The organism is Paenibacillus sp. FSL R7-0198 (assembly GCF_038000415.1).
Classification (GTDB): domain Bacteria; phylum Bacillota; class Bacilli; order Paenibacillales; family Paenibacillaceae; genus Paenibacillus.
Map to the genome: position 1 here is coordinate 4,040,084 of NZ_JBBOCB010000001.1, position 25,191 is coordinate 4,065,274.

Genomic DNA, 25,191 nt, shown 5'->3' on the forward strand with positions numbered 1-25,191 from the left:
TTCCCTGATAGCTCAGTTGGTAGAGCACTCGACTGTTAATCGAGTTGTCACAGGTTCGAGCCCTGTTCGGGGAGCCATATGGAGAGGTGTCCGAGCTGGCCGAAGGAGCACGATTGGAAATCGTGTAGGCGTCACAAGCGTCTCGAGGGTTCGAATCCCTCTCTCTCCGCCAGATAATTTTTTTAGCAAGGCCCGTTGGTCAAGGGGTTAAGACACCTCCCTTTCACGGAGGTAACAGGGGTTCGAATCCCCTACGGGTCATATTATGGAGGCTTAGCTCAGCTGGGAGAGCATCTGCCTTACAAGCAGAGGGTCGGGGGTTCGATCCCCTCAGCCTCCACCATATAACTTTATAACGACGCGGGGTGGAGCAGCCCGGTAGCTCGTCGGGCTCATAACCCGAAGGCCGCAGGTTCAAATCCTGCCCCCGCAATTATACTTTCCCTGAGAAAGTGATCTGGAACCGTGGTGTAGTTGGCCTAACATGCCTGCCTGTCACGCAGGAGATCGCGGGTTCGAATCCCGTCGGTTCCGCCATTTTTAATTAAATATACACCGTGCCGGTGTAGCTCAACTGGTAGAGCAACTGACTTGTAATCAGTAGGTTGGGGGTTCAAGTCCTCTCGCCGGCACCATTTTTAGTATTTACATCTGAATTTGTGATAGAATGTATATTATAGATGCAGTTGCTAATACTAAGATACTCTTAGTGGATGAATGGCTTACTCTATGGCGATCGTGGCGAAGTGGTTAACGCACCGGTTTGTGGATCCGGCATTCGGGGGTTCAATTCCCCTCGATCGCCCCATGATTTTTTAATGGGGATTAGCCAAGCGGTAAGGCAACGGACTTTGACTCCGTCATGCATAGGTTCAAATCCTATATCCCCAGCCATTTCATTTATGAGTCATTAGCTCAGTTGGTAGAGCACCTGACTTTTAATCAGGGTGTCGAAGGTTCGAGCCCTTCATGACTCACCATTATATTTTGCGGTCGTGGCGGAATTGGCAGACGCGCACGGTTCAGGTCCGTGTGGGCTAACCCCCCGTGGAGGTTCGAGTCCTCTCGACCGCACCATATGTTTTGCGGAAGTGGCTCAGCGGTAGAGCATCGCCTTGCCAAGGCGAGGGTCGCGGGTTCGATTCCCGTCTTCCGCTCCAATATTTGCGCCCTTAGCTCAGCTGGATAGAGCGTTTGACTACGAATCAAAAGGCCGGGAGTTCGAATCTCTCAGGGCGCGCCATTATTCTCATAAGTATCGGGATGTAGCTCAGCTTGGTAGAGCACCTGGTTTGGGACCAGGGGGTCGCATGTTCAAATCGTGTCATCCCGATTTTTTTATTTTGCGGGTGTAGTTCAATGGTAGAACTTTAGCCTTCCAAGCTAATAGCGTGGGTTCGATTCCCATCACCCGCTTCCGAGTAACATACAGAAAAGCCTTTGCTTATAGCAAGGGCTTTTTTTTGCGTTAAAAAGAATAAGTGGATTCCTTTTAAAATAGAGTCAATTGTCATTTGATTAAGGATAGAATCTTTGTTTTAATAAATAGAACAATTCGTATCTGATTTACCGTGTTTATTTATAAAGGAGGACAAACAGTAATGAAAAGAGCTCTGGTCATTGGTGGAAACGGAACGCTAGGTAAAGCTGTTGTTGCGAAACTGAGAGATTATTCCGTTGAGGTTATTACAGCAGGTAGACAATCCGGGGATGTTCAGGTGGATATGACTTCGACAGAGAGTATTACTACCCTCTTTGAAACGGTGAGAAATATTGATTACGTCATTGTGGCGGCAGGTCAGACCCATTATGCGAAACTCGAAGAACTTACACCTGAGAACAATATGATTAGTGTGCAGGGTAAACTGCTTGGACAGGTTAATATCGTGTTGATTGGTCAGCACTATATTAATGACAAAGGGAGTTTCACGTTGGTCAGTGGCATAATACAAGACCACCCTATTGAGAAAGGCGCATCAAGTGCTATGGTCAATGGGGCCATTGATGCGTTTGCCAAAGCGGCAGCGTTTGAGTTGCCACGAGGCATTCGTTTGAACTCAGTTAGTCCCAACTTATTTGTAGAGTCGGCGGAGAAATATAAGGATTTCTTTATTGGATTTAATCCTGTACCTGTAGAGAAAGTGGCTAATACGTTTATCCAGAGTGCACTTGGGATCGAAACAGCCCAAAACTTTAAAATATATTAAAAGCCTGATGTGAATGAAGAATTACTGGAATGAAGAACTGCTGGATGAGACCATTTGGAATATTAAATATAAAGTAGATCCACCGAAAATCCGGTGAATCTCCTTTTGTTTGTTGTGGAAGAAACAGAGGTATGTTTACTATTGTGAAGCAGGTAGTCCAAGAACTTCGAGCATTTCATTACGTTTGAGCGATTCGGCAATGGGGCCATCAATGAGCCATTTCTTAGCATTGAGGACATAGACATGATCATTTTGAACAGCGGGTAGGCTTTTCCATACTTGGAGTTGCTGGATTTCGTTGAGTTCATCTTTTGTTTTTTGCAAAGCTTCAGCTGATCCATCTGAGCTAATGGACACAATGAACAGATAGTCTGCTTTGATTTCAGGCAAAAGCTCAACCGAGATACTGGCATTCATCCGATCTGGATTCTCAGCCTCGAGTTTGGTAACGAGAGCATCGGGAGTGAATCCAATTTCATAGCCCGCTCCTACATAACTAGAAGCTGGGAATGGCGTAGATGGAATGGACGAGAAGAACAAACGCATATCTTTCTCTTCCAGGCGCAGGAATGCAGCTGTTGGTTTGGTCTTGGTGATATCGGCTGCGAGTTTCTGAGCTTCAGTTACCTGATCTTTATTTTTTTGTAAAAGCTGTTCAGCCCGCTCTTCAATATCCAATGCAGTAGCTACCTGTACGATAGATTCCTGCCAATTACGGCGATCATAAGTGATCGTAGGCGCGATTTTCTCAAGTTGTTCGAGAATTTTGGCATCCAAACTGGCATTGGCAATAATAAGGTCCGGATTTGCGCTGACTACAGCTTCAAAATTGACACTTTCATTAATGGGTTCGACAGCCACGCCTTGGGCTTCAAGTTGCTCATTGAGGTAATCTTGCCGGCCAATAGGTGTAGCAAGTACCAGTGGTACCTCCAAGGAGAGGAGAATGTCCTCCATATTAATGGACACAATCCGTTCGGGATGTGCCGGGATTTCTTTGCTGCCACTGGCGCTCTCCACGGTTTTAGTAGTTGATTCAGTGGATGAGTCCCCATCTGTCCCCGCAGCTGATTTCACGCCATCCGTAGATTGCTGCGAAGTGCTTTCAGGTGTCTGCCCACACGCAACAAGTAACATGGCGAGTATGAACAGGATCCCCGTTATTTTGACATAATGCTGTTTGTACATCATAATCCCCCTGTGTTTCTAATGATATTGATTCTCAGTACACTTTATATTGTAGCGGTCTCATGTTGGGGGAGACATAGCCTTCTGTGCTATCCGGTCATGGATTAATGTGCTGAGTACCACCAAAAAGTTTCAGGGTTTCATCGATGATCTGATCATGGGCATATGGTGAATAATCCAACCAAGGCATTTCATCTAGCAGATATACATGCTGGTTCTGCACGGGTATCAATTGTTGCCATAGCTGAGTATGTTGTAGTTTATGCCAACGTTGCTGGGATTCTAAGTCCTGGTCCACAATCAGTAACATGCGATCTCCAACCATTTGAGGCAACTCCTGTTCATCCAATGCACGATAGACTTGCCCTGGAAGCAGATCGTGTGAAGGGGACACGCCCAGGTCGTTATATAGAACAGCGCCCCCATTGCGTCGCCCGTAGATTAACAGATGACCCATCATGATATGAATGATGGAGACCGTATCCTTTCCGATGAAATAAGTAAGCTGCTCTTTAGCATGGATTACCTTGTCATCATACTGCTCCAACCACTGCTGAGCATCCTGTTGCTGTCCCACAATGGAGGCAACTTGTACGAAGTGTTCCCGCCAGCTCAATCCTTTCCATGGGATAACGATGGTAGGAGCAATTCGCTGCAGCGTTCTTTTTAACGTATGGGCTTCGTACTCATTACAGATTATGAGATCCGGGCTCGCTTGCATCAACAACTCAACGTTGGTTTGCCAGATATGAGGATTCATGCGTTTGCTACGTCCCAGATGATAAGGGATATTGGAGAAAAACAGATTCCTGTGTTGATCCCGTCGGTTATCGATCAATGCCGCATGGGGGATGATCTGTAATGCCAGCAGATGGCCAGTGGTTCCGAAGGAGAGAGCAGCAATTTTACTGCGTTTCTGCCGTTGATAGGTAGAGGGAGACACGCCAACATATTTTTTGAATTTGCGACTAAAGTAAAACTCGTCCTGAAAACCAACCTGTGAGGCGATGTGTTTGATGGTTTGGCCGGGGACGAGCAGCATCTCTTTGGCCCTGTCCATGCGGATGTTATTCACGTACTCCATGGGACTGATGCCAGTACGGTTTTTGAATACCCGTGAATAGTGCCATACACTCATGCCTGCCACACCGGCAAGAACTTCACGAGAAAGATGCTCAGCATATCCAAGCTCAATAAGTTCAAGCGTTTGATCCAAAGCAGAGGTGTGTTCGGAATCTCCTATTGCACTTTCTTTGGGAGGAGCATACACATGGGTCAACAATTCATGCATCAAAGTCTGAATACGAAATGGACGATTTTCTTGAGGTACAGAGATGCATTCATGGAGCTGTGAGGCAATTCTGGTACATTCCTGAAAAAGTTCATGCGGTAATTCATCGGCATAAGACGAACGAAGTAACCCTTTTTGGTAAATCTCCATTACAGTAGATCCAGAAGTGGTTTTGTTCATATCTGAAATGGGCTTTAACAGATCAAAATATATCGCGATGCCCTGTAAAGGATGAACCTCATCCGGTGTATATTCTATTGCTGTTCCTGGCAGGATCAGATACATTTTGCCGATTGTGGCATGATTCAGCCTATGCCCAATACGAATATCGGCCTCACCGCCAGTACAGATGAGCAAAAGATGTGAGTCAGCTAATACGAATGGGGGAAGAAAAGACGTTTGATTGAGAACTTCGGATGTTTTGAATCTTGCATATAGGTCACGGGTATGATCACCGTTAGATATCAGTGGAAAGACTTGCAAAGTCACCAGAATCCCTCCTTAACTTACGATAGTAACATTATATATGATGTATTTGAGAATCATTATCAATTATCGCATATTGTCATACAAATAAGAAGTCCATATGATAATATGAGATGATATAGCGAATTCTGATCATTGAACCACGTAATTCTCCACTATAAATTGAATTGATATAGGTTACCGAGTTGTAAAATAGCCAATACATATTTCCCATCATCCAAACTGTTGAGGGAATAACCAGTAAAATCTCAACCGATGTTAATCGTAGAATTACTTAAATAACAGATCATTTAATTCACTACGCAAAAAAAGACAAGCCCTCTCCTACGATGTCCGCAGGAAGAGGAACTTGTCTTTTTTGTTAGAGCTAGCGATTAGTATCTTTCCAGAATCGTTTGTGTTTTCAAGCCATCTGCAGGAATCAGCCAGTTGTTGTTCTCCAGCAATTGCAGCAGTTGGGTACGCAGTGCGGATACGGCTACAGCATCATCGGTTTTGAAAGAAACCTCTACGATATTCTCAATACCTGTACCTGCTGCGTCACGGATCGGCCATACTTCGAGTGTAAGCTCTTGACCATTCCATGTACCTTCATAACGTTGGAATGTGATTGGACCATATGCACGGGATTGTGTAAGCTGCTGTTTACCCCAGTTGGAGGCAGTCCAGTTTTTCAATTTGCCCGGAAGCTTGTCCAGCAACATGTTTAAGGCTTCTTGCTCTGAAGGAAGTTGAACACCTGTTGTTTTGGTATCGACTTTTTTAGTATTGGAGAAGCTTAGTGTCTGTTTGCCGTATCCCCAATCAATTTCAGCCTCGTAGTTATCATCTGATTTATCAAAACCCTCTTGGTTAGCCAGAGTCAGCGCTGCGTTGATATCGCCATTGATCACAGGGTAGCGTTTTTTATAAGTCAATTCGTAGTTATTCTTGTCACCCTTTTTGCGAAAACGAACGTTCCATCCTTGTTGATCCAATCCGAGAGCATTGGTGTCGAAGTACTCTACGTTAATGTTTCTTGGCGTGGAACTCAGGCCGAGTGTCTGAATCACTTCACTGCGTGGTGTCCCATCTGTATTTAATACAAGTTCCGGCTTGGCCAGAAACTTCACTTCATAAGCAGGAACGGCATTGGCAGCAGCTGAAGCCTGGGGTGCTCCCAGAAATGTCATTCCACTTCCCAATGTTACGATGCTCAGCATCAATGAGGCTGTTACCTTTTTCCACTTTTTCAAAACCAATCACTCTCCTAATCTGGATTAACGTACAGATCCCACTTTATCGCCCGAGTATCTGAAAGCGATTAAAGGGAAGCGCACATTGCGTTAACCCTGCATAGATTTGATGAATGGCAAACGATAGTTTATAGCGGATCAAGGCAATCAGCCATGGAAAATGGGGAAGCCGTGACTCACCTCTCGCAGCACTTCTTTGAAGCGGTTTACCTGAACTGAAGGGTGGCGGTCCTTGTTATGTACGGTGTATATATGGCGTGGTGCCTGCTCTCCGGGAATGGGAAGAACTTGAATGAGCCCGTGCTGTTCCTCCCACTGTACCGCCATCCGAGACATGAATGAGACATGCCCCCCGATTAACACGAGCTGTTTGATCGCTTCCAGGGAATCCATCTCCACCGTACTCCGCAAACGAATGTCATGTTGCGCAAGCCATTGATTGGTTAACCGACGAGTACTGGACTCATTGCCGTGTAAGGCAAAAGGAATCTGCGCGATATGATCAGGGGTTAATGCATCCTTCTGGGCCAACCCATGTTGCGGAGAACAGATCAATACCAGGTCGTCTTCACACAACGTCTCAGCTTGCAGTGCGGGTCCAACAAATGGCTCGGAAGAGATCACCCCCAGATCAATCTGATGCCGAATCAGCATCTCGCGAATGACAGGTGAAGGTTTGACGGATAAGACGATACGAATGCCCGGGAATTCTTGAGAAAAGGTATTGAGCATGGCAGGCAGCAGATATGTAGCTGGTACATAGCTTGCCCCAATGTGCAGGGTGCCCCGATAGAGACTGTCATATTCCTTCACTACCCGCCTTGCCTCTTGGGTCAAAGCATTGATTTTGATGGAATAGTGGAGCAAAGCCTGTCCGGCTTCGGTTAAAAAGGTCTTTCCACTGCGTGATTCAAATAATCGCACACCCATCTCTTCCTCCAATGACTTCATATGAAATGTAACGGTCGGTTGTTTGATTCCCAGTAACTCGGCCACGCTTGTCATGTGATGATGCTTATCGATCAGCTCAACAATTTGCAATTTGATCAGATTCAATGTCCCAACACTCCTTTCACTTCTACTAGCCCAATATATAAGATGATCTAATATTTTTCATAAAGACGGAGAGTACAGAACCAATCTGAAGAAGCGGAGCCAAAAGCTTTCTGGAAGAAAGCTGCTTCGGAAGCATATGCTTCGCCTTTATCCCCGGATTTCTCCCTTTATAAAGGAAATAAAAGAAATCTGGGGATAACAGCGATCGGAAGATGGTGCTGTAATCGGAGCGACAAAATGAAAATTAATTTAATTCACCTACTATAGATTTAATCTATGAACATCAACAGAATTCATCTAAAAAGTTAATTCCAATTTTACATACAAGACATACAACTCGCGAAAGCGGACGTTAGACTGAGAACAGTGCAAGAGATCAAGTAACAGAAGACAGGCAGGGATGCTTATGAAATTAGAGATGACAGGAATTCAAAAATCATTTAATCAAACACCCGCGCTGCTGCCGACAGATCTAACGCTTGAACATGGAAAGTTCACGACCCTGCTCGGCCCATCGGGCTGTGGCAAAACAACACTGCTCCGCATGTTGGCCGGGCTGGAACAGCCGGACGCGGGGGAGATTCGTGCAGATGGTCAGTGTATCTACTCTGCGGCGAAGCGGATTGATATACCAACACACAAGCGTAATCTGGGCATGGTGTTTCAGGATTTTGCATTATGGCCGCATATGACCGTATACGAAAATGTAGCATTTGGCCTGAAGGCCGGAAAACAGAAATCTGATCTGCGGCAAAAGGTGAACGAAGCACTTGGCATGGTTCGCCTGCAAGGCATGGAAGATCGATATCCTCATCAGCTGTCTGGTGGACAGCAGCAACGGGTTGCTTTTGCCAGAGCCGTAGCGGTTAGACCTGGTGTGATCCTGTTCGATGAGCCACTGAGTGCACTGGATGCTGTACTCCGGGAAGAGATGCGGATTGAGATGATGTCGCTGGTTCGGGACATGGGGCTGACTGCGCTGTACGTCACACATGATCAGATTGAAGCGATGTCGATGTCGGATGAGATTGTGGTGATGCAGAAGGGTCGGATATTGCAAAAGGGAAGTCCGGAAACGATATATTCGGCGCCGAGTGATCCATATGTCGCTTCGTTTATCGGAAAGTCCAACTGGCTCACGCCTAATCAATCGATGGTGCGTCCAGAGCATGTCACTTGGAACAAAACAGGTCATGATGATCTGTGTTATCCAGGGACGGTACTTAGTGTCAGCTATGTAGGTGAGCGTTATGAAGTACGAGTGCAGATGGAAGGGCTGGGCGTATGGACAGCCTATATGAACCAAAGAGTGCGCGTAGGGGAGCGGGTGCAGCTCTATGTAACCCCTGAGCGGATATGCCGAATGGACGGTTATGACCACCCGAGTATGAAGCAGAACGAAGCGATCGCAGTGGCATATTAAATTGTTGAACAAGCACGCAGTTGGAAGCAAGAGTACACATTTTATAAGAAACCAGGGGAGATGGACGAATATGTTGGGTATGAAAACACGGAAAAAGAGCGCAATGCTGTTATTAACAGCGGTAATGAGTATCAGTTTGTTCGGATGTAGTACAGGGAACACAACCACAGGCAATGCGGCACAACCCGCGGGTGAGGGAAACACAGCAGCAGCGGCGGAAACAACGAAACCGGCTGGTGGCAAGTTGGTCTTGTACAGTGCTGGCCCACAGAAGCTGGCGGATAACATTGTGAGTGGATTTACGGACAAAACGGGGATTGAAGTTGAGATGTTCCAGGGAACGACAGGCAAAATTCTGGCTCGTATGGAAGCAGAGAAGTCCAATCCGGTTGCAGACGTTGTAATTCTAGCCTCTTTACCTTCAGCACAGGCTTTGAAAGCAGACGGACTGACCATGCCTTACCCTGAAGCAGCCAATGCAGACAAGCTGAACAAGGATTGGTCGGATGCAGAGGGCAACTATTTCAGCAGCAGCGCTTCCGCATTGGGTATTGTTTATAACACCAAACTAGTATCTACACCACCAACAAGTTGGGCAGAGCTGGCTACGCCTGCGTGGAAAGATGCAGTGAACATTCCCGACCCTACATTATCAGGTTCAGCACTCGACTTCATCACAGGGTACCTGAGTGCAAATGGTGAAAAAGGATGGGATCTGCTGAGTGCCTATAAAGCCAATGGTGTAGCGATGGCAGGTGCCAATCAGGAAGCACTTGATCCAGTCATTACGGGTGCCAAAAGCATCGTAGCGGCAGGTGTGGACTACATGGCGTATTCCTCCAAAGCAAAAGGTGAACCACTGGATATCGTTTATCCTGAGGAAGGCACGGTAATCAGCCCAAGGCCGGCAGCGATTCTGAAATCCAGTCCAAATGTAGAGAATGCCAAAGCGTTCATTGACTATCTATTGTCCGATGAAGCACAGAAGCTTGTTGCAGATGCTTATCTGATCCCAGGCCGCGAAGACATTGAAGCGACTAACCGTGCCAATGTGAAGGATATTCCACAACTTAAAGTGGATTGGAACTGGATGAGCGAACATGGCGAAGAGACAGCGGCGCGTTTTTCCGAGACTTTTAAGTAAGTACTTTTGCATATGCAAAATACCCAAAGAAGAACAAGTATAGAGACACAATTAGGCAAAAGGAATACCTGCTGTCTGTGGAAAGTCATGTGAGGTGAACGTAGTGAAACCTGTTGGAATGGACAACAACCGAATTTTTCGGAGAGTGGGCGTGATTCTGGCCCTCTTTCTGCTGACCATAAGCATTGGTGTACCGCTCTTGCTGATCTTCTGGCAAAGTGTGTATCCGGATGGACAATGGGACTGGATGGCTCCGATTCGCACGATTACCGGTCATCATCTATCGGGTGTATTGCTGAATTCCGTCTGGCTTGGCATCTGCGTTGTAGCAGTAACCACGCTGCTGGCGCTGCCTCTGGCCTGGATGATGGCGAAGACTCGGATGGGTGAGCATCGCTGGGTCGATGTAATCCTGATGATTCCGTTCATGACCCCGCCGTATATCGGCTCGATGGGCTGGATTCTGTTTATGCAAAAAGGGGGATACCTTCAGCAATGGGTGCCCTCATCTGCGGGCTGGAGTGAGCTGTTTTTCAGCTTCTGGGGCATGGTGCTCATCATGAGCTTGCACTTGTTCCCATTCCTGTATCTGCTGCTTCGAGATGCATTGATCCGCATCGGTGGCAATCTGGAAGAAGCGGGAGCCGTGCATGGTGCACGTGCAGGGTACCGTTTCAGACGTATTATTTTACCCCTGTTGTTGTCGTCTTACGGAATGGGGATCATGCTGGTCTTTGTCAAAACGATTGCGGAATTCGGAACACCAGCGACCTTTGGGCGCAAGATTGGCTATTATGTCATGACCTCCGAAATTCATAAGTACATCTCCAGTTGGCCGATTGACTTCGGCAAGGCGACTTCACTGGCATCGGTGCTGCTGTCCGTCTGTCTGGTGATGTGGTATATGCAGTCTGCCATGAGTCGAAAGTTCACGTATCGTCTGGTTGGTGGCAAAGGGCAACGTTCGAAGCGATATTCTCTTCGTGGCGGAGCAGGATGGTTGTGCGGGGCGTATCTTGCAATCCTGTTGATCCTGTCGATAGGTATTCCGTATTTCTCCATTATCGCCGCTTCGACCATGAAGTTACGGGGATCAGGAATTGCTTTTGATAATCTCACCTTGGATCATTACAAGGAGCTGTTATCTTGGGGATCAGTGAGTATGAAGGCCATCGGGAACAGTCTGGGATTATCCCTCGCGGCTTCAACGGTCGCTGTTATTATCGGAACCGGATTTGCACTCGCGATCGGCAGATCATCTTCATTCATGCAGCGTGTGATTGACTTGTTCAGTCTGTTGCCTAATACGGTGCCGGGTATCGTGATGGTCGTGGGTCTGATTCTTTTCTGGAACTCACCCTGGATGCCAGTCACGTTGTATAACACCTACGGCATGGTTGTGCTCACGTACGTTGTTCTCTTCTTGCCTTACACCGTGCAGTATGTAAAATCGAGCTTTACCCAGATTGACGGAACGTTGTTCCAGGCTGGGCAAGTCTTTGGCGGGAAACCGCTGTATATTCTGCGGCGAATCCTGATCCCGCTAATCCTGCCCGGCATGCTGGCCGGCTGGATGATGACCTTTACGATTGCTACCCGGGAGCTGGTAGGTTCGTTGTTGATTCTTCCGCCGTCGATGCAGACGTCGGCTACGTATATTTTTGCCCAGTTCGAACAAGGTCAGGTATCCCTCGGAATGGCGATGGCCGTTGTAACTGTAGGCATGACGGTGCTGATGCTGCTGGGAATCGAACTGCTGAATTCAAAGAGAAAGTGGAATGCATCATGATCAAACTGAACGTATGGGGCGGTGCAGGGGAACATGGGCGTTCCGCCTATCTCCTGAGCGGGAGCCGGTTTCGCCTTTTGCTGGATTGTGGTGTGAAAAAAGAAGGTACGGGCCAGTATCCGCTGATTGAACCAGAGATTGTCCCGCAACTGGATGCGGTGTTTTTGTCCCACGCCCATGAGGATCATTCGGTCGCCATCCCTTTGCTGTATAAGATGGGCTACCAGGGTGAAGTGTGGACGACGAGAGAGACGAGGGCGCAGCTGCGTACGTATTTTGCCAACTGGCGAAGGTTTGTAGAGCGTATAGGCGAAGAACTTCCTTATGATGAAGTAGATGAGCAGGCTATTCGTTATCGGTATCTGGAAGATGAGGTTGTATCCCAAACCTGGTTCGAACCGATTCCCGAAGTAAAAGTGATGTGGGGCCGGAGTGGACATCTGGCTGGATCGGTATGGTTTGGGGTTGAAATGGAAGGTAAGCGGATTTTCTATTCCGGGGACTACACGTCCGAATCGCTGCTTTTACATGAGGATTGTCCAGCGGAGGCGTTCTGGCAGACAAACATGCTTCGTGAGAATCCTGTGTTCGATGCTCCGAGCAGCGAACGGTGGGGTACAGAGGAACTAATCGCCATAAACAGTGGGCAAAAGGCTGGAGAATTCATAACGTCACAAGATCATACATCTGTTGCATCAGAGGCATCGTCAAGAACACTTGTATCCATGGAGATACCCATGAAGCAAGGGAACTTCACATCCAACGGAGCAGATGGAGCAGTCAGAGCAGGCAAAGCAAACGTAGCAGACGTTGCAGACGCTGCGCCAATATCTTCCGTCGGACTGGTGGATCTGGCAATCGTTGATGCGGCCTACGGTACGGACCAGGATACACAGGCCGACAAACTGGAACAGCTTGAACGAGCCATTCGCCAGACGATTGCTCAAGGCGGAAAGGTGCTCTTACCCATGCCAGTCGTAGGTCGTGGACAGGAGATCATACTGTGGGCACAGCAACAATTCCCGGCTATCCCAATCGTAGTGGAACAAGGGCTGGTGGACGGCATGAAGCAGCTTATGCATGTTCCGTATTGGTTGAGGGAGAAGGGAGAGCATGTCAACGGAAGTTCGTTGAAAGACAAAATTGATGGCTTTCTGACTGGACGAGGATGGGATCTGCCTACGACCACCCAAGAGCGGGAACAACTGTTGGAACATCATGCTGCTTCGCTATGGTTCATTCCGGACGGCATGATGCAGTCCTCGCTTGCCCGTTGGTATTATAGTCAATTATCGGACAGGGAGGAGAATCTGATTCTGCTCACCGGGCATGTTGCTCATGGTACATTTGCTGATAAGCTGCTACGGGTTCCTGACAAGTATGGAGTGTGTGTGGTGCGGAAAATACGTTATAAAGTGCATCAGGGCTGGAAGGATGTTGAACGGATGCTGCATCAGGTTCCAGCAAGGCATACGGTCCTTGTGCATACTGACCGGGCAGAGACGGACCGTTTAAAAGAAGGTTTGCTCAGAAATAACCCGTCACCGGGAACAGTTATACATTCACTGTCTGCTGGTGACGAGCTATATGTGTGAATTGTGCATGAATCGAATTGATGCGCCAGATTGGAACGTCCCTGGGGACGTTCTTTTTCCATTGCTGTGTGATCTTTAGGGTTCGCGATGAATAGGGTGTTCCAGTTCGGCATGACCCATCAAACTATCCACGGCTTCACCATCCACCAGTATATTCAGGCTGTTCACTTCATCAAATTGAAACATCGTTGTAGTTAAAGCTTCCAATGCGAGCAATTCTCCACTGGTACCAAGATTGGCTTCAGCGGGGATATGAACGTCCAAAGTAACCGTACCCTCAGCAGAATGGATAGAGAGCAGTTCCACCTGCTCCCAGAGGGAAACAAGCTCCGAATTGGTGTTCGTTTGCAACGCTGCAAATGTTTTTTCATATTTTTCGGAATCATCCTTGTATTCAATTTCCTGCTCTGTTTTCTCAAGCTCCAGTACCTGAGAATCTGCCAAATATACATCGACGACTTGTATATTCATTGTACCCAGATCCACCTCCGTTTCGGATGGGTTTGGCGCCTGCGCCTGTCCTCCCTGAACAGCAGGTTCATTCGAACCGGATTGGCTCACTGGCTTCTGGGCACATCCAACTCCGATAACGATCAAGCATGATAATATAAGTGCACAACCTAGCTTCTTATTCAAAGAATCACTTCCTTCATTTGATTTATTTGATAATTTATAGGCCCAAATACTCCTTGATTCCATCGGCTATCGCTTGAGCGGCTTTCATCTGAACAACTTCGGACGACATCAGTTCTTCATCGAGTACATTACTCAAGAATCCCACTTCCAAAAGCACTGCAGGCATGGTCGTGTCTCGGATCACTTCCAAGTTGCCATTTTTCACACCACGATCTCTGAGACCCATGGCTTTCACCAAACGTTGATGAATGATAGTAGCTAATTCCTTGCTGTTACTGCGTTGATAATAATATGTCTCCGTACCTGTGGCTTGAGGGGCGGACTTCACGCTATTGCCATGGATAGATACAAATACATCTGCATTTAATTGATTGGCGAGCTGAACACGCTCAGGACGGGTCGGATAGGTATCACCTTCACGAGTCATCACCAATTCGATATTAGGTTCATTGAGCAACAGGGCTTGTACTTTGTGAGCTAATGCCAGATTGTATTCTTTTTCGGGTTTGTTCGTGATGCTGATCGTCCCTGGATCACTGCCACCGTGTCCTGGATCGATGACCACGACCTTGCGTCCTGAACCGCCTACTGGAGTGACTGGAGCAGGTGTGACATTGTCTCCCGCAACATTTAGATCAATAATCAGTTTATCGGCAATGACGTTCTGGTTGTACTGGACATCCTTCACATTATTCAATTCCACGACAATGCGAACTTGTGCCGGTTCTCGTTTGAACAGCGAATATCTCACTTCTGTCACATTGGGATAACCGCTCACATCCAACTTGCCATTGAGTCCTTGATCCAGCGGTTGGGAGATATCACCAAAGGTGGCTCCAGGCAAGTCCACAACCAAACGATCAGGGTACTTGAGGGTCGTTACTACCGGCTGAACGGCCCCATCCGTGGATAAAACGAGCTGATTGTTGGCAAATTGTATATCGGTAACCTTAGCGGTAGACGTTGAATCCCCTTTTCCAGAACTGTTGCCTGGGTCGATAGCAGGTCCCTTACTGGTGTTTGTTAAGTATACGATCTTGTCTTGATTGTTCCATCTTACCTTAAGCCCCATTTGTTCACTGACAAATCGAATGGGCACCACCAGCGTTTTGTTCAAAATTTGCGGTGCTGTGTTCAAAGTGACTTGTTTGTCAGCAACCATGGCTTGCTTTTGATCCACGGTTAGGGAAATCGTCTGTTGATCTTGCTGAATTTTTACAGTGCGTGCTTGTTGGTTCCAATCAACTTTGAATTTCAAATTTTCGGCAACGACACGAATCGGGATCATCACGTTTTTATTGATAATCGTCACCTGTACATCACTTGGGAGGACTAATTCCTCTCCATCCATAAAGATTTTCGACGAACTTGCAGCGGCATTTCCCTGATTAGGGAACAAAACGAGTAAGAACAGGCTCAGAAACAATAGTAAAATGGTTTTCTTCATTATGCACCTCGACTAGTATTAGATCTATATGACACTTCCAAAATATGCCTACATAGTATAAACGGTAAAAATGTAAAAATGTTTCTCTTCTGATATCTAATTATCAATTGATGGAAGAAAACATGATGTGTGATCGCAAATGGGATGAATATCTCTCTTTTTATTTTCAATGATGTAATTAAATTTCATATAATGTTTGACTTGTGAAATTTAATATCATATACTGGGTGAAATTATGGCAGGATGATGTGTTCATCGGGTCTTGTAGGAGGTTGGAAGTGGATGGATACAGGCAGCTATCCGATGTGGGAGAAGTATCGTTTGAAGCAGGAGCATCTGGTCATCGGACTAATGTCAGGAACGTCACTTGATGGAACTGACGCGGCATTGGTGCGTATTCAAACCGACATGAGCGGGGCATTACAGCAGATAGAGCTGGTTGATTTCGTCTGTGTGCCGTATTCGAATGGATTGAGAGACGTGCTGATCCGGTTATGTTCACCGGGGACAGCTCGTGTCGACGAGCTGACAGCCGCGCATTTTGGTGTATCGGAGTGGTATGCGCATAGCGTTACGGAACTGATGCGGTCTGCCGGTATTTCAACGCAGCAGGTAGATGTGATTAGCATGCATGGACAGACGGTATGGCATGCTCCTGTAGCCTCTGCATTTCCAGGGCCAACGGGAGCCAGTATTGATGTGGTATCGACATTGCAGATCGGTGAATGTGCTGTCGTTCGAGAACGGACAGGGCTGCCAGTGATTGGTAACCTACGAGCAAGGGATATGGCGGCTGGTGGGGAAGGTGCCCCGCTTACGCCTTATGCGGATGCTCTGATGTTCCGCAGCCCGACGGAAGGACGGCTGGTGCAGAATATCGGTGGCATTGGCAATGTGACGGTGCTTCCATCCGAGTCATCTACCGAAGGTATTTCGGCATTTGATACGGGACCGGGGAATATGGTGATGGACGCCATTGTGCGGCAGGCAACGGATGGGCGGCAGCATTATGATCCGAATGGAAGTATTGCCGCACAGGGGAAGGTCGATCAGGGTCTGGTAGAACTGTGTTTGGAGGATGAGTACTTCAAAAGACTTCCGCCGAAAAGTACCGGGCGAGAAGTATATGGAGCCGCATATGCAGTGAGACTGATGGAGATGGCCGCAGCGCGTTCCTTAACGCTTGAAGATACGCTGGCTACTGCCACCTGTCTGACCGCGGAGACCATCGTGCGTGCAGTGCAGGATTTTATCCTGCCCAAGGTGCAAATATCGGCCATGCTTGCGTGCGGTGGTGGCACTTCCAATGCCACGTTGATGGAGATGATCCGTCAGAGACTACCGAAAGATATCCGTTTGGAACGAACAGCAGATTATGGCGTACCTGATGATGCTCGGGAAGCCATTGGATTTGCTCTACTTGGCCATGAGGCACTGATGGGAAGAACCAATACACTCCCGGCAGTAACCGGAGCGAAACACGCCGTAATCTCAGGCAATCTCACACTCTAGTGAGGCCTGACTTTAATTGGAGTTCAGTTATGGAAGGGCGAGGGATTCGATTAGACGCGAGTGGAATTATAAGATAAAATGCTTGTACATGAATGCAGTACGGAAAGGAGGAGCGAATGGAAGGCATGAAAGGTGGACTTGTACGTTTACGCGCATTAATGGATGACTTGACCCCGTCCGAACGGAAGATCGGAGCTTATATTCTCGATCACCCGCAAGAAACTGTTCAATCCTCGGTGGCCCAGTTGTCTGAACGGAGTGGAGGCAGCCCAGCTGCCATTATCCGTCTCTGCAAATCACTGGGTGTAACGGGTTTTCAGGAGCTGAAGCTGAAGATTGCCGGAGATTTGCAGACGAGTGAGCCATATCAATATACGGAGATTCGTCCCCAGGACTCCATGGAGAGCATTATTCAGCATGTGTCCGCAAACAATATTCAGTCGGTGAAGGATACGGTTCATATTCTGGACCCACGTCTGGTGGAAAAAGCCGTGGACGTGCTTCATCAGGCGAACCGGATCTTTTTCTATGGAGTAGGGGCCTCCAACCTGATTGCGCTGGATGCACATTACAAGTTCATGCGAATCAATCGTACAAGCTTTTCGTTCGCCGATCCGCATATGCAGATTTCGTCCGCAACGACGCTTCGTGAGGATGATGCGGTGGTATGTATCTCGTATTCAGGGGAGACTTCAAACGTAATCTCCTGTCTCAAGCATGCTCACGATGGCGGTGCAGCGACAATCAGCATTACCAAGTGGGGCAGCAATACACTCAGTAGTATGGCGGATGTGCCTCTGATGATTACTTCCACCGAAAGTGATATTCGGAGCGGAGCCACATCGTCACGGATTGCTCAGTTGAACGTGATCGACATTTTGTATCTGGCGATTGCCAGTCGGGATTACAACCAGTCGGTGGAGTATTTGGAGAAGAGCCGACAGGCTATTCTGGAGCACAAGTGAAGTAGAACCATATGAATCCCTTTCTGTTTATACAGGAGGGGATTTTTTGACGGATTATATCCGCTTTTAGAATAAAAAAATAAAAAAAGAGCCCAGACCAATGTGGGGCTCCTCTCTTACCACCTCTCTTACCACCTCTAATGATACCTCCTGTACGGCTCAGGAAGGCCCCGCAATGGCGCTGCGGACAAATCCGTCAGCCAGATCAAGCCTGTGCTGGGCTTCTGTTGCATCCACGCCTGCCATCAGCATGACGATTGCCGTTTTTACATGACCGTCTGCACCAGTAAAAGCCTCTTCAATATCTGCTTCATTCGCTCCGGTTGCCAGATGGATCATGCGTTTGGCCCGATGGACAAGCTTCTCGTTCGAAGGGTTCAGATCAACCATGAAATTACGGTAAACCTTGCCCAGACGAATCATGGCGGTAGTTGTGAGCATGTTCAAAATCATTTTCTGGGCGCTGCCTGCCTTCATACGTGTTGAACCCATGACAACCTCTGGGCCGACAACGGCCTCAATGCTCACATCAGCCAACAGTGTCATCGGCGTGCCTGCATTATTACTCAGGCTGATCACCGTAGCCCCGATCTCCTTGGCGTGTCTCATCGCACCCAGCACATACGGGGTTCGTCCACTGGCTGCAATGCCAACCACGACATCGTTTTTGTCTAAGCCATGTTCATCAAGGTCCGCAGCTCCCAACTCCTCACTATCTTCAGCACCTTCAACCGGGTCCTTCACTGCCCGGAATCCCCCTGCAATAATACCCTGCACCATGGAAGGCGGGGTTCCGTAGGTAGGCGGGCATTCCGAAGCGTCAAGTATTCCTAATCGTCCACTGGTACCTGCGCCTACATAAAAAAGCCTGCCGCCAGACTGAAACGCCTTCAAGATCCGATCCGCAGCCTGAGCAATGACCGGAATTAGGGGCTGAATGAGCTCCGCAATCCGTTGATCTTCCTTATTAATTAGCTCCATAATTTCTGCCGAAGGCAATTCATCTATATGATCCGTTAGTGGATTGGGTTGTTCTGTTATTAGTGAATTCAGCATGTGATTCATCTGTATGGCCTCCTTCTCTCTTTTAAAATGATTCATTCAGGGAACAGCGTTTTCTTGCCAGTTGTGCTGCGCCAACCGCTGGAGCGGGGGCATCTTCACGATATACAAAGTCCAACTCTCCATAATATCCCGATAACTTCTGAATAAATGTATTTCGGAAAAGTGCAGCGTATCGAAAAAGTGATCCGGACAGGACAACCTGAGTGGATGCAAATTCCCGATGACGGGCAATCAGCGCCTTGGCGGTATCCGCCAATTGGGAGGCTTCGTCGATGACCAGTGCCCGGGCGGCCTCATCTCCGAGTTCAGCTGCTTCTATAGCTAAGCGGGCGATGGATGCGGTCTCGGTTTTGCCCCAATCCGTCTGATAAACTCGCGTCTTTAGCTCCGATATATCTTGAAGGCTCAGATTCTTTAGAAGAAGCGGGGTTAAACGGGTTGGAGGAAGAACACCGTCATAACTCTGCATAACTACTTGGAGTGCACGCTGCCCAATACGATAACCGCTACCCTCATCTCCGAGCAGATGACCCCAGCCTCCTGCACGGTATCGCTCTCCTTCCAGCGTAAATCCGTACACGATGGAACCTGTTCCAGAGATACACAATACACCGTGAGTATGTCCGAGAGAGGCCATCAGAGCAATCTCTCCTTCGGATACAACCCAGACTGGACAACCTTCTGATGCCTGTCGATTACGACTCTTCATATAGTTATTTACTGCTTTGGCTATAAGTTGCCGCTCTTGGATCGCATCTATACCTGACATACCAAGGCATATACCCTCACAATTTGTCGATAAATCACTTATTAGATTAAATAGCTGTTCCAGCACTCGTTGCAGTTCGGAAAGGGCCTGTTCAGTTGATACGCTATGAGGATTCGTGGGACCTCCGCTGAGTCGGGCAAGAATTTCACCAGATTCGGAAATGATTGCTGCATCAGTATTGGTACCGCCTCCATCTACGCCTACATATACTCGCAAAGTGGCTCACCTCGCTTGCTTGGGTTTTCTTTTTACATAGTATAGTGGCATGAAAAGAAAAAGTAAAATTAAATTTTATAATAAAAAATAATGTTGAATTTTTATTTTACAACTCATATAATGAACTCAATCTACAATTTTGGAAGGAATTAATACTGTTAATGTCAATTAAGTTGACGTTAATATTGCATTTAAGAGATTTAGCCTGCGACTGGCAGGTCCAATCTCCAGGGGAGGTGCTTTTCCTTACTGCCGAGTTTATGGGTGGATGCCGTTTAAAGGCTGAATGATCACAAAAGGGGTAGCATGGTTAGGCAATGAAAGAATCGGATGATGACATGCGAAGGAGATGAAGGGATGAAAAAGAAGGGTCTGGTATGGACGATGTTGTTGATGATGGTCTTGGTTACTGCCTGTGGGAATAGCGGGGGTGCTGCTTCAGATGATCCGAATGCGGAAGATACAGTGACGGTATGGACCTATCCTGTACATGGCACATATGAAGATGAACTCAAGGATCTAATCGTTGATTTCAATAAAGAACACCCCAACATTACCGTGAAGACGGAAATGCTCTCCTGGGCGGAAGGGCCCAAAAAATTCGATGTCGCTTTGAACGCGGGCAACCCGCCGGATCTTTACTTTCACAGCGTAGATGGCACATATGTGAATACGGGATTGGCACTTGAATTGGACAGTTACCTGACACCTGAGGTTAAGGACGACTACCTGCCAGGTACGCTGGATTTAGGCCAGATTCAGGGGAAACAGTATGGTCTGCCCTTGTATCAATTCCAATGGGCTTGGGGTGGTAACAAACGCATTCTGGAGGAAGCGGGCATTGATTGGAAGTCCATTCAGCAAAATGGCTGGACCTGGTCCGAATTCAACGATGCTGCTGCCAAGCTGACCAAAACGCTGGATGGCGGGGCCAAGCAATATGCACTGGTTACCGACGGAACCTCGCTTGACTTCATTGAAATGCTGTCCCGGAACAACGGGATGATTGATGTTCTTGATAAAGACGGCACTTTCCAATGGAATGATGGTCGGATTCTGGATACCCTCTCTTTTATCAAAAACCTGATGGATCAAGGGTATATGCCGAAGGAAACGGCGGCTCTCGCTCCAGCGAAACGGACGGATATGTTCTACGCGGGGGAAACGGCGATTATCTCCAAAGCGATTCCTTATTATGATGTGATGATTCAGAACCGCAACAAGGACATCGATGATGGCAAGGTGCAGGGAGAGAAGATTGATTTTGTCCTGTTGCCTGTACCGCATAATGATGATCAACCTGAAGCAACAACGATGGGCGGCGAAGGGTATGTAGCCTTCAAACAGAAGAAGGACAAAGGCGAACAGCATGCCAAAAATACGTTCCTTGTGATGGAGGCGCTTAGTGGTGCCAAAGCAGGGAACTCGGCCAATGAACTGGCACTTCCATTCGTAAGACAGTCCCAAGTGGAACTGTTTAAAGGAAAAGAACTTGGTCAACCGGATAATCTGGCTGCTGCAAAAGTCATGGCAGAGAATATCGCGATGCCGGTTGTACTGGAACTGGATATCGACAAAGCATCCCAGCAAAAACAATTCAAGGAACAGGTTGTGAAGCCAAACATCCAGGCGCTGTTCTCGGGAGAAAAATCACCAGAGCAGATCGCAGAAGACTTCAAGAGCAAAGGCCAGCAGATGTTTGGACAATAACTCGGACAATCAAACATAACGCAAAACCACACTGATTAGGAGAGGAGGATTCGCCATGCAGACCGCCCTTGCGCCAAAACCGTCTGTGCCCCGGACTTCCCGGGTTGCCCGGTTTTGGCGAGACTACGGGTGGGCGTATTTGTTTATTTTGGCGCCTGTCCTGCTGTTTCTCATTTTCACACTGTATCCCGTTCTGACGGCTCTTGTGATGAGCTTCCAGAAATACAACATTATGAACTCGACGTGGGTTGGATTGGATAACTACGAGCGTTTGGTAAAAGATGAGACGTTCTGGAAGTCGATTAAAAATACAGTGATCTTCACCGTAGGCACAGTCCCGGTCAATATTCTCATTACATTTGTACTGTCCTATTTCATCTATCAAATGAAAAGCAAATGGCAGACATTTTTCAAAGCTACCATGTATCTGCCTGCGGTAGCCTCCGGGGTAACCATCTCCATTGTATGGCTGGCAATCTTTGACCCGACGGATTCAGGACTGCTGAACCGCTTCCTCGGCCTGTTCGGTCTTGACCCGGTAATCTGGCTGGGCCAATCGGGAACGGCACTTTTTTCCCTCATTCTGATGAACTGGCTTGGATCACACGGAGCGGGCATTATTCTGTATCTGGCAGCCATGGGCGGTATTCCGAAATCGCTGTATGAAGCGGCGGATATTGATCATGCCAGCGGCTGGACCCAGTTCAGCAAGATTACATGGCCGCTGCTCAAACCAACGACGCTGTATCTGCTCGTCACGGGTGTCATTACATCCTTCCAGGTGTTTATCTCGGTATATCTGATGACACAGGGTGGACCGAACTTTGCGACAACTACTATCGCTTATCTGATCTACGAGACGGCATTCAAGTTCTATGAATTTGGATTGGCTTCGGCTCAGTCGTTTGTACTGGCGATTATCATCATTGTCATCTCCGTCATACAATTCAAATATTTCTCCAGCGATATTGAGTATTAGAGGTAGTTCAAAACACGTACGATTAGAGCACGTTGCATTAAGCATCCGGGGGTGAATGAAATCCATGAAATCAACACAGAAAAAGATTCTGCTCGTTGTTGCATCCATTCTGCTGGTGGTCTGGGCGCTGGTGACGGTCATTCCGATGTATTGGATGCTCGTTGGTTCGGTGCAGGATAGTGCGATGTCGGCTTCGTTTAAACCACAGATGATTCCGGAGCAGCTGTCATTATCACCATATGAGCGCTTTTTTGCCAAAACTGATGCCTGGCGCTGGTTGTACAATTCGCTGCTCATCTCGATCATTCTGACCGTAACAAATGTATTCTTCGCCTCCCTGGCGGGATATGCGTTCGCCAAACTGAAGTTTCCGGGGAGTCAGGCGGTATTCTGGACTCTGCTCGGGACCATGATGATTCCGGCACAGGTGACGCTGATTCCTTTGTACATTCTGATGGTCAACGTGTTTGACCTGGGAGATACGTATACGGCCATTATTCTGCCTGCTGCCGTTAGTGTGGGCAACATTTTCTTAATGAAACAGTTCATGTCTACGCTGCCCACATCGCTGATCCATGCGGCACGTATTGATGCATGTAGTGAATTCGGTATCTTCTGGAAAGTCATTCTGCCGATGGCAAAGCCGGGAATCGCGGTGCTGGCGATTTTCACGTTTGTGGCTTCGTGGAATGAATTCTTCTGGCCCTTCCTCATTACCAATTCCAACGAGATGCGTACCATTCAGGTGGGGCTGGCCTCGTTTGTATTTGCCGAATCAACGGACTTCGGCGCAATGATGGCAGGGGCTACAATAGGTGCGCTGCCCATGGTCATTCTGTTTTTCTCACTGCAACGTTATTTCCTACAAGGCATCACGATCGGTGCAGTAAAAGGTTAACTTTTAGTTCAGGACAAGCGACAACGTAAAGGGGGATCTACCTATGGCACGCGTGGAGTTTCGCCAAGTGCGCAAAGAATTCAAAGACGATCATAAAGGAACGTTCACGGCTGTGGCCGGCTCGGACTTTGTTATAGAAGATAAGGAATTCGTAGTGTTTGTGGGTCCTTCGGGCTGTGGCAAGACAACGTCACTGCGGATGATTGCCGGACTTGAAAAGCAAACGAGCGGTGATATTGTGATCGGTGACCGGCTTGTTAACGATCTGCATCCGAAGGATCGGGATATCGCGATGGTGTTTCAGGATTATGCACTCTATCCGCATATGACCATCCGTGAAAATCTTTCCTTTGGCCTGAAAAATCTGAAAAAGCCAAAGTCCTATATAGATGAACAGGTGCAGAATGCGGCCTCCATTCTTGGACTGGAAGCGATGCTGGAGCGCAAACCACGCGAGCTGTCTGGTGGTCAGCGCCAGCGTGTTGCGGTGGGACGGGCGATCGTCCGTGATCCGCAGGTGTTTTTATTCGACGAACCACTGTCCAATCTGGATGCCAAGTTGCGGGTACAGATGCGGGTGGAGTTGGGAGAACTGCATAAACGTCTCGGTGCCACGATTGTGTACGTGACGCATGATCAGGTAGAAGCCATGACACTTGGGGAACGCATCGTGGTCATGAATCATGGAGATATTCAGCAGGTGGCTTCACCAAAAGAACTGTATGCGAGTCCGCGGAATATGTTTGTTGCCGGATTTATCGGTTCCCCGGCGATGAATTTCATTGATGCGCGGATTGAAGGCACGCAGGTTGTCATCGAGGGTGCATCATTCACCTTGCCAGCAGATGTACTCGCTCGTCTTCAGAGTCATCAAGGCAAGCCAGTGATTATGGGTCTGCGGCCAGAGCATATTTTTGGTGACGATGTCGCTCCGAATATCCCGACAGACCATATGCTGCAGGCACGAGTTCAGGTTGTAGAACATCTGGGCTCCGAGAATTTGGTGTATTTCCATTCCGGTGCCCGTACCGTTACGGCCAAGGTTCACCCCGAAACACATGCTTATGTAGGTATGGACAAAAAGTTTGTGCTGGACCTGCGTAAGGCACACTTTTTCGATCCAGAGACGGAACTTGCGATTGGACGGGAGTAAGTGGGGCTGTCCTAAACGTAATGAGCGTGAATGTGTACTATTTTTTCTCGTTATAATTTTGTTTTAAGGAACCTTACACACGTTATTCGCTCCCATTTGCACCGGTTTGAAATGTAACGAATCACAGAGACGTTATTTACTCGAAGATGTTGTTTTTCAGGCTCTGACGCCTTGGTTGTACCGAAATAACGGCACTGAAGTTCGTTAAAATTGGCATGCCTCGAAAATCTGTCGTTTAAGGTGCGGTAGATTCGTTAGCACGTTGCAAGTTTGGTACAACATACTGACCGGCGGTGCGGCCAAGCCAACCCAAATGGGGAGCCCTTTTAAGATAGCCCTTTGTTGGCGAACGCTTCTCTTCTCCATATTTGTTCTGTTTTCTCCGTTATTGAGTAAATGTTTAGTCCAACTTATATAGAAGGGAGAA

19 protein-coding genes and 15 tRNA genes are annotated in these 25,191 nt (G+C 47.7%); 26 read left to right on the forward strand and 8 right to left on the reverse strand.

The genetic code is table 11. The features are described 5' to 3' along the window. The first annotated feature begins 1 nt into the window (after position 1). The 16 genes from MKY87_RS17530 to MKY87_RS17605 all read left to right on the forward strand — a co-directional run bounded on the left by MKY87_RS17530 (position 2) and on the right by MKY87_RS17605 (position 2,207). Positions 2 to 77 (forward strand) — tRNA-Asn (locus MKY87_RS17530). Positions 78 to 80: 3 nt separating this feature from the next. Beyond that, positions 81 to 172, forward strand: a tRNA-Ser gene (locus MKY87_RS17535). Positions 173 to 189: 17 nt separating this feature from the next. Beyond that, a tRNA-Glu gene (locus tag MKY87_RS17540) sits at positions 190 to 261 on the forward strand. Positions 262 to 267: 6 nt separating this feature from the next. Further along, a tRNA-Val gene (locus MKY87_RS17545) sits at positions 268 to 343 on the forward strand. 16 nt (positions 344 to 359) lie between these two features. Next, a tRNA-Met gene (locus MKY87_RS17550) sits at positions 360 to 433 on the forward strand. Between the two features lie 26 nt (positions 434 to 459). Beyond that, positions 460 to 537, forward strand: a tRNA-Asp gene (locus MKY87_RS17555). Between the two features lie 22 nt (positions 538 to 559). After that, positions 560 to 635: transfer RNA gene (locus MKY87_RS17560), tRNA-Thr, on the forward strand. A gap of 97 nt (positions 636 to 732) precedes the next feature. After that, positions 733 to 808, forward strand: a tRNA-His gene (locus MKY87_RS17565). A gap of 11 nt (positions 809 to 819) precedes the next feature. Further along, positions 820 to 894 (forward strand) — tRNA-Gln (locus MKY87_RS17570). A gap of 10 nt (positions 895 to 904) precedes the next feature. Continuing rightward, positions 905 to 980 (forward strand) — tRNA-Lys (locus tag MKY87_RS17575). Between the two features lie 9 nt (positions 981 to 989). Then, positions 990 to 1,077: transfer RNA gene (locus MKY87_RS17580), tRNA-Leu, on the forward strand. An 8-nt stretch (positions 1,078 to 1,085) separates the two neighbouring features. After that, positions 1,086 to 1,160, forward strand: a tRNA-Gly gene (locus MKY87_RS17585). Positions 1,161 to 1,166: 6 nt separating this feature from the next. Continuing rightward, positions 1,167 to 1,243: transfer RNA gene (locus MKY87_RS17590), tRNA-Arg, on the forward strand. 16 nt (positions 1,244 to 1,259) lie between these two features. Next, a tRNA-Pro gene (locus MKY87_RS17595) sits at positions 1,260 to 1,333 on the forward strand. A gap of 12 nt (positions 1,334 to 1,345) precedes the next feature. Next, a tRNA-Gly gene (locus MKY87_RS17600) sits at positions 1,346 to 1,416 on the forward strand. Positions 1,417 to 1,601: 185 nt separating this feature from the next. Further along, a complete protein-coding gene (locus MKY87_RS17605; protein ID WP_133387007.1) occupies positions 1,602 to 2,207 on the forward strand; it encodes a short chain dehydrogenase in 606 nt (201 codons plus the stop codon). 138 nt (positions 2,208 to 2,345) lie between these two features. Here the strand turns inward: MKY87_RS17605 and MKY87_RS17610 are convergent, their stop codons facing one another. From MKY87_RS17610 to MKY87_RS17625, 4 genes are all read right to left on the reverse strand, one after another. Continuing rightward, complete coding sequence (locus tag MKY87_RS17610; RefSeq protein ID WP_339787030.1) at positions 2,346 to 3,398, reverse strand: ABC transporter substrate-binding protein; 1,053 nt, start codon at positions 3,396 to 3,398, stop codon at positions 2,346 to 2,348. Positions 3,399 to 3,492: 94 nt separating this feature from the next. Continuing rightward, positions 3,493 to 5,175 (reverse strand): AraC family transcriptional regulator, encoded by a 1,683-nt coding sequence (locus MKY87_RS17615; protein ID WP_339787028.1) that lies wholly within the window; start codon positions 5,173 to 5,175, stop codon positions 3,493 to 3,495. Positions 5,176 to 5,546: 371 nt separating this feature from the next. Next, entirely contained in the window at positions 5,547 to 6,407 is an 861-nt protein-coding gene (locus MKY87_RS17620; RefSeq protein ID WP_340965543.1) for a hypothetical protein, read from the reverse strand. A gap of 147 nt (positions 6,408 to 6,554) precedes the next feature. After that, positions 6,555 to 7,463, reverse strand: coding sequence for a LysR family transcriptional regulator (locus MKY87_RS17625; protein ID WP_340965545.1), 909 nt, complete (start codon positions 7,461 to 7,463; stop codon positions 6,555 to 6,557). A gap of 406 nt (positions 7,464 to 7,869) precedes the next feature. On the opposite strand from MKY87_RS17625, the gene MKY87_RS17630 reads away from it, so the two are divergent. The 4 genes from MKY87_RS17630 to MKY87_RS17645 all read left to right on the forward strand — a co-directional run bounded on the left by MKY87_RS17630 (position 7,870) and on the right by MKY87_RS17645 (position 13,414). Next, positions 7,870 to 8,886 carry an ABC transporter ATP-binding protein gene (locus MKY87_RS17630; protein WP_047840482.1) on the forward strand — a complete coding sequence of 339 codons (1,017 nt, stop codon included), beginning with the start codon at positions 7,870 to 7,872 and terminating at the stop codon, positions 8,884 to 8,886. A 70-nt stretch (positions 8,887 to 8,956) separates the two neighbouring features. Beyond that, positions 8,957 to 10,030, forward strand: a complete 1,074-nt coding sequence (locus tag MKY87_RS17635) for an ABC transporter substrate-binding protein (RefSeq protein ID WP_133387000.1) — start codon at positions 8,957 to 8,959, stop codon at positions 10,028 to 10,030. Positions 10,031 to 10,148: 118 nt separating this feature from the next. Beyond that, positions 10,149 to 11,819, forward strand: a complete 1,671-nt coding sequence (locus MKY87_RS17640) for an ABC transporter permease (protein ID WP_076254000.1) — start codon at positions 10,149 to 10,151, stop codon at positions 11,817 to 11,819. Next, on the forward strand, positions 11,816 to 13,414 hold the full coding sequence (locus MKY87_RS17645; RefSeq protein ID WP_340965546.1) for an MBL fold metallo-hydrolase: 1,599 nt from the start codon (positions 11,816 to 11,818) through the stop codon (positions 13,412 to 13,414). The genes MKY87_RS17640 and MKY87_RS17645 overlap by 4 nt, the downstream gene beginning before the upstream one ends. Before the next feature lie 75 nt (positions 13,415 to 13,489). On the opposite strand, the gene MKY87_RS17650 is transcribed toward MKY87_RS17645, so the two are convergent. Together MKY87_RS17650 and MKY87_RS17655 are read right to left on the reverse strand one after the other, a co-directional pair. Beyond that, the gene (locus MKY87_RS17650; RefSeq protein ID WP_340965547.1) at positions 13,490 to 14,050 is read right to left on the reverse strand and encodes a GerMN domain-containing protein; all 561 of its coding nucleotides are present in this window, start codon (positions 14,048 to 14,050) and stop codon (positions 13,490 to 13,492) included. 34 nt (positions 14,051 to 14,084) lie between these two features. Beyond that, positions 14,085 to 15,497 carry an N-acetylmuramoyl-L-alanine amidase family protein gene (locus tag MKY87_RS17655; protein WP_340965548.1) on the reverse strand — a complete coding sequence of 471 codons (1,413 nt, stop codon included), beginning with the start codon at positions 15,495 to 15,497 and terminating at the stop codon, positions 14,085 to 14,087. Between the two features lie 282 nt (positions 15,498 to 15,779). On the opposite strand from MKY87_RS17655, the gene MKY87_RS17660 reads away from it, so the two are divergent. Both MKY87_RS17660 and MKY87_RS17665 read left to right on the forward strand, forming a co-directional pair. Beyond that, positions 15,780 to 17,009: an anhydro-N-acetylmuramic acid kinase gene (locus tag MKY87_RS17660; RefSeq protein ID WP_340965549.1), complete on the forward strand. Its 1,230-nt coding sequence runs from the start codon at positions 15,780 to 15,782 to the stop codon at positions 17,007 to 17,009. 125 nt (positions 17,010 to 17,134) lie between these two features. Next, the gene (locus MKY87_RS17665; protein ID WP_036616797.1) at positions 17,135 to 17,974 is read left to right on the forward strand and encodes a MurR/RpiR family transcriptional regulator; all 840 of its coding nucleotides are present in this window, start codon (positions 17,135 to 17,137) and stop codon (positions 17,972 to 17,974) included. 159 nt (positions 17,975 to 18,133) lie between these two features. Here MKY87_RS17665 and murQ read toward each other — a convergent pair whose 3' ends face one another. Both murQ and MKY87_RS17675 read right to left on the reverse strand, forming a co-directional pair. Beyond that, entirely contained in the window at positions 18,134 to 19,039 is a 906-nt protein-coding gene (murQ, locus tag MKY87_RS17670; protein WP_339787009.1) for an N-acetylmuramic acid 6-phosphate etherase, read from the reverse strand. Positions 19,040 to 19,061: 22 nt separating this feature from the next. Next, entirely contained in the window at positions 19,062 to 20,024 is a 963-nt protein-coding gene (locus MKY87_RS17675; protein WP_340965552.1) for an N-acetylglucosamine kinase, read from the reverse strand. 357 nt (positions 20,025 to 20,381) lie between these two features. Here MKY87_RS17675 and MKY87_RS17680 point away from each other — a divergent pair, with 357 nt between their 5' ends. The 4 genes from MKY87_RS17680 (at position 20,382) to MKY87_RS17695 (ending at position 24,764) form a co-directional block, all read left to right on the forward strand. Next, positions 20,382 to 21,734 carry an ABC transporter substrate-binding protein gene (locus MKY87_RS17680; protein WP_339787003.1) on the forward strand — a complete coding sequence of 451 codons (1,353 nt, stop codon included), beginning with the start codon at positions 20,382 to 20,384 and terminating at the stop codon, positions 21,732 to 21,734. A 55-nt stretch (positions 21,735 to 21,789) separates the two neighbouring features. Then, complete coding sequence (locus tag MKY87_RS17685; RefSeq protein WP_017691097.1) at positions 21,790 to 22,713, forward strand: carbohydrate ABC transporter permease; 924 nt, start codon at positions 21,790 to 21,792, stop codon at positions 22,711 to 22,713. Between the two features lie 64 nt (positions 22,714 to 22,777). Further along, on the forward strand, positions 22,778 to 23,611 hold the full coding sequence (locus MKY87_RS17690) for a carbohydrate ABC transporter permease (RefSeq protein ID WP_340967474.1): 834 nt from the start codon (positions 22,778 to 22,780) through the stop codon (positions 23,609 to 23,611). Positions 23,612 to 23,654: 43 nt separating this feature from the next. After that, positions 23,655 to 24,764 (forward strand): ABC transporter ATP-binding protein, encoded by a 1,110-nt coding sequence (locus MKY87_RS17695; RefSeq protein ID WP_091038031.1) that lies wholly within the window; start codon positions 23,655 to 23,657, stop codon positions 24,762 to 24,764. Positions 24,765 to 25,191: the final 427 nt, after the last annotated feature.

Bases quoted from the DNA above. Each gene is read 5' to 3' on its own strand.
- MKY87_RS17605 (WP_133387007.1), top strand. From the start codon at position 1,602: ATGAAAAGAGCTCTGGTCATTGGTGGAAACGGAACGCTAGGTAAAGCT.
- MKY87_RS17610 (WP_339787030.1), bottom strand. From the start codon at position 3,398: ATGATGTACAAACAGCATTATGTCAAAATAACGGGGATCCTGTTCATA.
- MKY87_RS17630 (WP_047840482.1), top strand. From the start codon at position 7,870: ATGAAATTAGAGATGACAGGAATTCAAAAATCATTTAATCAAACACCC.
- MKY87_RS17635 (WP_133387000.1), top strand. From the start codon at position 8,957: ATGTTGGGTATGAAAACACGGAAAAAGAGCGCAATGCTGTTATTAACA.
- MKY87_RS17640 (WP_076254000.1), top strand. From the start codon at position 10,149: ATGGACAACAACCGAATTTTTCGGAGAGTGGGCGTGATTCTGGCCCTC.
- MKY87_RS17645 (WP_340965546.1), top strand. From the start codon at position 11,816: ATGATCAAACTGAACGTATGGGGCGGTGCAGGGGAACATGGGCGTTCC.
- MKY87_RS17655 (WP_340965548.1), bottom strand. From the start codon at position 15,497: ATGAAGAAAACCATTTTACTATTGTTTCTGAGCCTGTTCTTACTCGTT.
- MKY87_RS17660 (WP_340965549.1), top strand. From the start codon at position 15,780: ATGGATACAGGCAGCTATCCGATGTGGGAGAAGTATCGTTTGAAGCAG.
- MKY87_RS17665 (WP_036616797.1), top strand. From the start codon at position 17,135: ATGAAAGGTGGACTTGTACGTTTACGCGCATTAATGGATGACTTGACC.
- murQ (WP_339787009.1), bottom strand. From the start codon at position 19,039: ATGAATCACATGCTGAATTCACTAATAACAGAACAACCCAATCCACTA.
- MKY87_RS17680 (WP_339787003.1), top strand. From the start codon at position 20,382: ATGAAAAAGAAGGGTCTGGTATGGACGATGTTGTTGATGATGGTCTTG.
- MKY87_RS17685 (WP_017691097.1), top strand. From the start codon at position 21,790: ATGCAGACCGCCCTTGCGCCAAAACCGTCTGTGCCCCGGACTTCCCGG.
- MKY87_RS17690 (WP_340967474.1), top strand. From the start codon at position 22,778: ATGAAATCAACACAGAAAAAGATTCTGCTCGTTGTTGCATCCATTCTG.
- MKY87_RS17695 (WP_091038031.1), top strand. From the start codon at position 23,655: ATGGCACGCGTGGAGTTTCGCCAAGTGCGCAAAGAATTCAAAGACGAT.